At 59.5% G+C, this 7921-nt stretch carries 8 protein-coding genes; 2 read left to right on the forward strand and 6 right to left on the reverse strand.

Annotated features, from left to right (window positions below; translation table 11 throughout):
- Positions 1–90 precede the first annotated feature (90 nt).
- The 5 genes from TH25_RS24230 to slyA all read right to left on the reverse strand — a co-directional run bounded on the left by TH25_RS24230 (position 91) and on the right by slyA (position 5303).
- Entirely contained in the window at positions 91–594 is a 504-nt protein-coding gene (locus TH25_RS24230) for a response regulator (RefSeq protein WP_147253096.1), read from the reverse strand.
- A 617-nt stretch (positions 595–1211) separates the two neighbouring features.
- Positions 1212–1607, reverse strand: a complete 396-nt coding sequence (locus TH25_RS24235; RefSeq protein ID WP_085595617.1) for an ectoine synthase — start codon at positions 1605–1607, stop codon at positions 1212–1214.
- Between the two features lie 397 nt (positions 1608–2004).
- The gene (locus TH25_RS24240) at positions 2005–3636 is read right to left on the reverse strand and encodes a DHA2 family efflux MFS transporter permease subunit (protein ID WP_085595619.1); all 1632 of its coding nucleotides are present in this window, start codon (positions 3634–3636) and stop codon (positions 2005–2007) included.
- A complete protein-coding gene (locus TH25_RS24245) occupies positions 3629–4819 on the reverse strand; it encodes an HlyD family secretion protein (protein WP_168185009.1) in 1191 nt (396 codons plus the stop codon). Before TH25_RS24245 ends, TH25_RS24240 begins: the two co-directional genes overlap by 8 nt.
- 10 nt (positions 4820–4829) lie before the next feature.
- A complete protein-coding gene (slyA, locus tag TH25_RS24250) occupies positions 4830–5303 on the reverse strand; it encodes a transcriptional regulator SlyA (RefSeq protein WP_085595621.1) in 474 nt (157 codons plus the stop codon).
- A gap of 182 nt (positions 5304–5485) precedes the next feature.
- On the opposite strand from slyA, the gene TH25_RS24255 reads away from it, so the two are divergent.
- The gene (locus TH25_RS24255) at positions 5486–5920 is read left to right on the forward strand and encodes a universal stress protein (protein WP_085595623.1); all 435 of its coding nucleotides are present in this window, start codon (positions 5486–5488) and stop codon (positions 5918–5920) included.
- 593 nt (positions 5921–6513) lie between these two features.
- Here TH25_RS24255 and TH25_RS24265 read toward each other — a convergent pair.
- A complete protein-coding gene (locus tag TH25_RS24265) occupies positions 6514–6951 on the reverse strand; it encodes a MarR family transcriptional regulator (protein WP_085595627.1) in 438 nt (145 codons plus the stop codon).
- A gap of 200 nt (positions 6952–7151) precedes the next feature.
- On the opposite strand from TH25_RS24265, the gene TH25_RS24835 reads away from it, so the two are divergent.
- The gene (locus TH25_RS24835) at positions 7152–7463 is read left to right on the forward strand and encodes a hypothetical protein (protein WP_147253097.1); all 312 of its coding nucleotides are present in this window, start codon (positions 7152–7154) and stop codon (positions 7461–7463) included.
- The last annotated feature ends 458 nt before the right edge of the window (positions 7464–7921 follow it).

A 7921-nucleotide genomic window follows, 5' to 3' on the forward strand; every position in this document is an offset into this window, starting at 1 on the left:
ATTATCCGGTCAACCGGATCGACGAACTCCTGCCTTGGAATATGGACCTCCAAGCCTGATTGCTTCCCGGAAACTGGTATCACAAACCTGTCAAGGTAGCCGTGGTGAGACGCTTACGTTAGACCAACCCGTAGCCGCCTGAGAACGGGCCTGCCGTCGTTCTAAAACCGTGCCGCCGACAGCCCGAATTAATTCATCTACATCGTAGGGCTTTCTTAGATAATCGCAGGCACCCAGCTTGAATGCTTGCCTGACGATGCGATAGTCGGAACGCCCGCTGATAATGATGACCGGAGCGTCAACACCCATTTCTTTCAACCAGGCCATGATCTCTAAACCGCTCTTTCCAGGCATGCGGATATCCAACAAAACCAGATCGTAGGCATTCTCTCGTAATCGCTGGCAGACGGCGTCGCCATCCTGGGCCCCGTCGACCTCGAACCCCTTGTCACGCAATATCGAGCATAAACTGTTAAGCAACCGCTGCTCATCGTCACCAATGAGCAGCCGCCCCAAACACTCCGAAGTTTCGCCGGTGACGTGGGGCGTCATATCAACGTCATCACTGACGGAGTTTTCGCTGTAGTTTTGCAAGATGGACACCAGTACATCGGAGCAAGGGATTTGCTCCGATGATCAACCCGATAATAATAAACTGTACATTTTGACCTCACTAAAAAGCCTGAAGTCATCATCTCCGGCTTTTGGCCGCAGAGATAAAATGCGTTCATAAATTGCGTGTTAAGAAAGCCCCGATACAGCAACCACGCCCCTGATTTACAGCGGAAAGTCAGTTTGAAGAGACGCACTAAGCGCTTTGGATAGTTCGCTCGGTAAACCAATGGCTTATTGATCGTCTGCTACTAATCTCCAGGTGGTTACTTCCGCCGTTGAAATCCCTTCATTTTTGAAAACGCGCTTTACAGCCGCGTGCACGGGCCCATGTCACCATAGGAAATTATTGGACGTGTATGGCCCCCTCCTCTATTGCGGTGGTGGCTACCTCTGTGGAAACTCTGTTTAACGTACTTGTGTGCTTCCGATAACGCCTTCACATGCTAGCCGCAGCCATGTTGTGGTCATAGCCCGTCTCATTATGTACCAGTGCCCAAGCGCAGGCCGGACAAACGTGCCAGTGGTGGCGCCATCAAGATCGGGACTCGCCGGCATGGGTGTGCCAGCGGTCAGATCAGCCGCCCTATCAGGGCGGATCAGTTATCGTTGCTGTCCGGCTGGTAGGCGCCGTCCTCGTCATGAACTTCCTGGCCGGTCACCGGCGGGTTGAAGGCGCAGATCAGGCGCATGTCCTCGGTGCCACCGTACAGGGTGTGCTTGTCGTGGTTGTTCAGGGCGTAGAGGGTACCGTCGGTAATCTCGTGAACTTCACCCGTGGCGAGGTCCTTGATGTGTCCGTTACCGGCAACGCAGTAAACGGCTTCCAGGTGGTGCTTGTACCAGAAAGTGTGCTCGGAGCCTGCCTTGATGATGGTTTCGTGGAAGGAAAATCCCATTCCGTCCTTCTTGAGCAGCAGACGGCGACTGGTCCACTGCTTGTCGCTGACTTCACGCTCGGTACCAATGATGTCCTGAACTTTAACGATTTTCATGGGCGTATCTCATGATTGGTTGGCCAGAATCGGGCTAAAACACCTTATAGTATAAACGTTAGGCATCTATATATTTCAAGCGGCCCTTTCCTCCCGCCACTGGTTATACCCCTCCAAGGCGCTTTGGACCGGGGCCTCCAGCTTCTGCAGCTCCCCTCTGGTGAAGGTTGTGGTCGTGAGGTCAATTCAGGGCTGCTTCCTGGTGGGCAACACGGTGGTGTTGATAGAGCGCCTCGACGCCCTTGCGCAGCTGTCTTCCCGTTCCCGCCAGCGCTCCCGCAGGCGGGCTTTTCCAGCGCTTCCCGGCTGTCACTGCCTGGTGTGGCCGCTCCGAACGCCGCGAGAGGCTTAGCGTACGATATTTTCCGTTTCGTGAGGTGGCCCCTGAACACTTGCGTCACCGACTCTGCTGGATCGCGTACTGCGACGATGGCGGGTGACGCATGGCCTCACTTGCCTGCAGCGCCGGAGGCGTGGACCTCCGGCGCATCATCAGCGCCGGAACAAGGGCGGCCAGGAAGATCGCGCCGACGATAAAGAAGCTGTCCCGGTACCCCAGCATGTTGCCCTGGCTGTAGATCACGCGGCCAAGATAGTTCATCGCTCCGGCCTGGCGTATCGCTTCCGGCACGTCAGCCTGTGCAAGCAAGCCGGTTACTTCGCGCAGCATATCGGCCGTCGCGCTGTTGCCTGCATGCTGCGCCGCCGTGAAGCTGTCCACGTAGAGCTGAGACCGCCGTTCCAGAGCGATGGAAAGCAGGTTGACGCCGAAGGCGCCGCCGAGTTGGCGCACGAAGTTGATCGCGCCGGAGCCCTGGCCGAGCAGCGTCATTGGCAGCGCCTTGAGGGCGCCGGCGTTCAGACTCGGCATGATGAAGCCGAGCCCGATCCGGCCCAGCATGATCCACCAGGCAAACAGCCAGAAGGAGGTATCGGTATCGACGCCGGTCATCAGGAACGATGACAATGCGAAGACCGCCAGGCCGAACATGACCATGACATACGCCGGCGTCTTATCGGTGAGACGCCCGGCTATCGGGAAGACGAGCGCCAGGATCAGCCCCGCCGGCATCAGCAGCAGGCCGGAGCGGGTCGGCGTGTAGCCCTGGATCGTCTGCGCGAACAGCGGAATCAAGAAGGTCGAACCGTAGATTCCCGCCCCGAAGATGAAGGCCACGACGGACGCGCTCGCATAGACCCGGTTCGTGAAGAGCTTGAGATTGAGCATGGGCGCGGGCGTGCGCAGTTCCCAGACGATGAAGCCGATGCCCGAGATAAAGGCGACGGCGAAGTCGCGCAGGATGGAATCGGAGAACCATCCGTCACGTTGTCCATTCGACAGGCCGTTGAGCAAGGTCACGAGGAACACGGTCATCAGTCCGAAGCCGATCCAGTCAAACCGGCGCGGCGGACCCGAGGCTGCGCGCCCCGGCATGAAGATCGTGGCCATAAACAGGCCGATGAAGCAGAACGGCACGGCCATGAAGAACACATACCGCCAACTGAAACTGTCAACCATGATCCCGCCTAAGGTCGGCCCGAGAGCCGGGGCCAGCACCACGCCGATGCCGTAAATTCCCATGGCCGACCCGCGTTTCTCCGGCGGGAAGACCTGGAAGATCGTCTGCATGGCGAGCGGCTGGAGGATGCCGGCCGCGCCGCCTTGTAGGACGCGGGCCAGGATCAGCACGCCCTCGGCGGGGGCGAGCCCGCCCATGACGGAGGCGGCGATAAAGACTGTTAGCGCCAGCATAAAGGTCGCGCGCTGGCCGAGGGTCTCGACCATCCAGGCATTCAGCAGCATGGTCCCGGTCATCGCGGCGAGGAAGCCGGTGGAGAGAAGTTGCGCCTTGTCCTGGCCCATGCCGAAAGCGCCCATGATATCCGGCAGGGCTACATTGACGATGGTGGCGGTCAGGATGGTGGCGATGGTGCCCATCATCACCGTCGCCGTGACCAGCCAGCGATAGGACGGGCCGAAACGGGCAAACAGCCCCTCGATGCTGTCCGGGCGTGGCGCGCTAGTCACCGGCTTTGGCCTCCAGCTCCACCATCATACCCGGCTTGAGTTCGCCGCCGTCCTGCTGCACCGCGATGCGCACTGGCAGGCGCTGGGTGATCTTGGTGAAATTGCCGCTCGGGTTGGGGTTTGGCAGCAGGGCGAACTCGCTGGTGGCGGACTGCCCGACGCGCGTGACCCTGCCCTCAAAGCGCCGCCCCGGCAGGGCATCGACAGTGATCGTCACGGTCTTTCCCGGCCGGAAGAAGCGGATGTCGGTCTCTTTGACGTTCGCCTCGACGCGCACCCGCTGCGGGTCATGCACCATCAGCAAGCGCTGGCCGGGGGTGACATATTCGCCCTTGTCCACGAAGACCCGGTCCACAACGCCGTCAAAGGGCATGACGATGGCGCGGTCTTCGAGGTCGAGCGCCGCCCGGGCCTTTTGTGCACGAAGCCGCTGTTCCTCCGGGCCGAGTTCGGCGAGTTGGGTGCGGAGCACCGTGAGTTCCCCGCGCGCGGCTTCGGCCTCGGCAAGGTCGGCGCGGGCATTTTCCAGGTCCGCCTGGGCGCTCAACGCCTGTTGTTTTGCCGTCTCCAGCGCCGCCCGCGTCTGGTCCAGGCGCGCGCGGGTGATGGTGCCGCCAGGCGCCAGCTTCTCCGCCCGGTCATTGTCCTGTCTGGCAAGATCGCGTTGCGCCGTCGCTCCTGCCAACGCGGCCTCCGCAGCCCTCACCGCTGCCTGTTTGGCGGTAATACGACTTTGCGTCTGACGGTCGGTGAGAGCGATGCGCGCTTCGATTTCCTCGCGGCGGCGGGCAATCCCGGCGAGTTGCGCGGCAAGCTCCTCGACGCGGAGGCGGCTTTCCCGGTCGTCGATCCGGATCAAAACCCTGCCTCTCTGCGCGGCATCCCCCTCGGTCACTTCGAGCGCCGTCACCCAACCGGGAACCCGGCTGCTCATGGCAACAATGTCGGCGGCGACACGGGCGTCCGTCACAAAGACATGGGTGAACTGCTGATACAACCACCAGCCGCCGCCTCCGAGAACGATCAGCGCCGCCAGGATCGCGCCATACAGTCGCCATGGCCGGGTGCGGGCAGGAGGTGAAGCCGCCTCTGACCCAGCCTCCGTCTCCTTGTCGGGGGCTGGGCGCAGATCGGTTTCCGGATCGTCGCCCTGGCGTTCGAGACGGGTCACATGCTGGTCCACGGCCTACCCCTCATCGGTCTTCGTCCGCAGGCCGCATCGCCCTTGGGGTGCCGCCCAGCTTCCCGGCGATCTGCTCCAAGACCTTCAGGCAAGTCGCCACCTCGTCACTGGTGATGTCGGATAAGATTTCCGCGCGCACCGCCGCTGCGGTTGCTTCGATCCGTTCCAGGACGGGGGCGGCCTCCGCGCGCAAGTGAACCGATTTCGTACGCCGGTCGGCGGTTTCTGTCCGGCGTTCGATCAGCCCCTCGGCTTCCAGCCGGTCCAGCGTGCGTACCAGGGTCGGCCCCCGCACTCCGACCGCCTCGGCCAATTCACGCTGGGTTGCCGCCTGGGGCAGGCGAGAGAGATGTAACAGGGTCAACCAGCGGGACTCGGTGAGGCCAAAGGTGGCCAGCCGCCGGTCGATTTCGGCGCGCCACAGCCGGGCGACCAGCCCGAGGCGAAGGCCGAATTGTTCCTGATCGTCGAGGGGCTTCGTCATCTCATTGCCTGCATCATTATGTAGCTGTACTATAATCAATAGATAGCTAAGTATCAAGCTGTACTATAATCAATAGATAGCTAAGTATCAAATGGCGAGGGATGTAGCCCCCGAAGGCAGCACTGTCTAGAGCAGAGGGCCGGGAAAGGCGTTCCATCCCGATCACAGAAAGGAGCACCACGATGTACAGGACGATCCTCCTAGCCTATGACGGCAGCCGGCAAGGCCGTGAGGCGCTGGATCAGGGGGCCGAGCTGGCTTCGCTTTGCCAGGCTCGTGTCTATCTCCTCGCCGTCGTCGCCCATGAACTGGGTGTCGCGCTCGCTGAAGCGGCGGCCCCCTCAGACCTGCCGGAGCGAGAATATCAGGAAGTGCGCCGCGTGCTGACGGAGGGCGCGGAAGCGCTGCGGCGGGCAGGGCTTTCCGTCGACACGCGCCTCGCCGCGGGCAACCCCGCCGAGGAGATCGGTCGAATGGCGCACGAGGTCGGCGCGGATCTGGTCGTGGTCGGTCACCGCGAACAGAGCGCGCTGGCCCGGTGGTGGCACGGCTCCGTCGGCGCTTCGCTGCTCGCCCACGCGCCATGCAGCCTGCTGGTGGCCGTCGCGGACCGGTAGTTGTCAAGGAATATGTCGCAGGGTCTTCATCAAAGTCACTGCTTCGGCCTGGGCCAGAAAGGGTAACGCATCGCCGACCGCTCGTGTTGCCTCCCGGCTAGCGTTCCAACCGACAACGACACGTCGTCCAATCCGTCCGGCCGCCCATTCGTCCGGAATGAGTATAGTCGGGCGTCCAGAGCCGAAGATAACATGCTCGGCCATCCTGACCGTCATGGAAGGTTCGGGGGAGCTTTCGAAGGGAGGGACCAACGCCAGCCCTGCATAGCGCGCGTGTAGCATTAATTCCTCCGCTAACTCGCTCTCGGACAAGCGCCACTCTGCGCTAATGCCCCTTGCGCGAACCATTGTTTCAAAGCGCTCCCTGACCTGAGCCTCTGCGTCCCGAACACGCACTCGATGCTGTTCGAGCAAGGCGCGCATGGCAGGGCCGGCCACAGCGTGCGCATGAGGCATCGCTCTCAGTGGCGTTGCCACAAACACCGCTATCAGACAGGCATTCCAGCACGCGGCGATGTCAGCGGCGATCGCCAGTCGTCGGTCATAGGGTCGGGCTCCTCAAGAAAGACAACGATATCCTTAGGTAGCATGCTTCACCTCCTGGTCGCGTTTTCCATAACCTGCTCAAAAACACGCAGGGCGACTTCCAGGTCCTCGTCTTCGATGCCTTTCAGCATCTCGTCCCGCAACACATTCGCCCGCTCATTCAGATCGCTCATAAAGCGCTCACCGGCATTGGTAAGATACAGCAGCCTGGCGCGCCGATCACGCTCACTATGCCGACGTTCAATCAGACCCTGCTCCTCAAGGCTGTCAAGCAGGCGGACCAATGTCGGATTCTCGATGGTCATCAGGTGGGCTAACTCCCGCTGGGTCACTCCACCACCACCACGCGGCAGGCAGACCATGGTGAACCAACGAGCCTGGGTAACCCCAAGGTCTTTCAAGCGCTCATCCAGTAACTTGCGCCAGCGCCTTGCCACCCGAGCACTGGTGAAAGGAAACTGATCTCGAGGGATTTGTGGGTCCATACCGCTGTCCTGCTATTGATAATTCAGTACCAGCCGGGTCTTCGGCACGGCGTCTTCCAGGCAATCCGCATTCGCTAAGGTCAGTCCCCAGTCGAGTAGAGTCTGCAAGGCCGACAACAAGGCCAAGTTCCACTTATCGGTCAGAATGACATGAACTCGGGGCTGGGTGACCAAAAAACCCGTAGTTCAATAGGTTGAGAGTGTTTTTTGGCTATTTTTCACGTTTGTCTGCCAACCCTCAAATTCACTGGATCGCGAAACACACCTTTGAAAGCCCTCATGTAAGTGAGAGGAACGTAAAGTATTGGGCGAACGGCGTGATAGCCCTGTGGCGGAAGCTTTCAACCGAATTGCGTTTTAAGGATGATAGGGCGGCAGATATCGAACTTGATGATCATACGGATGAAGCGCGTTTGCAAAACCTGTTCACTGAAGCACTCGAAAAGCTGCGTGAAGATGCTGCACAGGGCGATCCGCGAACAGATTTCAGATTGGGGGAACCTAATGGCTAAGTTAAGCTGGAACAAATTTACGTCTGCTCATCCGAAATCGTATTCATTCACTTGCAGTGTCGCTTCTGCCCTACCGAAAACGAAGCGATTTGACAATAAAGGGATGAAACTACCGTCTCCCTACACCCTTTTTTGCGAATGGTTGAATGCCAATCTTGTTGGAGATTGGACCAGCGTGAAGATTACAGGAGGATTTATGGTGAAGGTTTCAGATTTCAATGATCTGAATAATGTTTTGAAGCATTATCCCGGTAATAAAACGCGAACCTTGCCACGTTCGAGTTGTTTGATAATTGTCATCTCTATCTCCTCATCAGGTTCCAATTGTGCACCCTCCAGTAGATGTAAGGTCAAATCACAAGGCGTTGAGGCCGCGATTAAATCCTATCCAGGGCGCCCGAGATCAGACGTTCGCCAAACAACTTGTTTAGGCTCAGGACTCATTAATTGAGGTAAAA

The sequence above is a fragment of the Thalassospira profundimaris genome (genome assembly GCF_003326755.1).
Classification (GTDB): domain Bacteria; phylum Pseudomonadota; class Alphaproteobacteria; order Rhodospirillales; family Thalassospiraceae; genus Thalassospira; species Thalassospira profundimaris_B.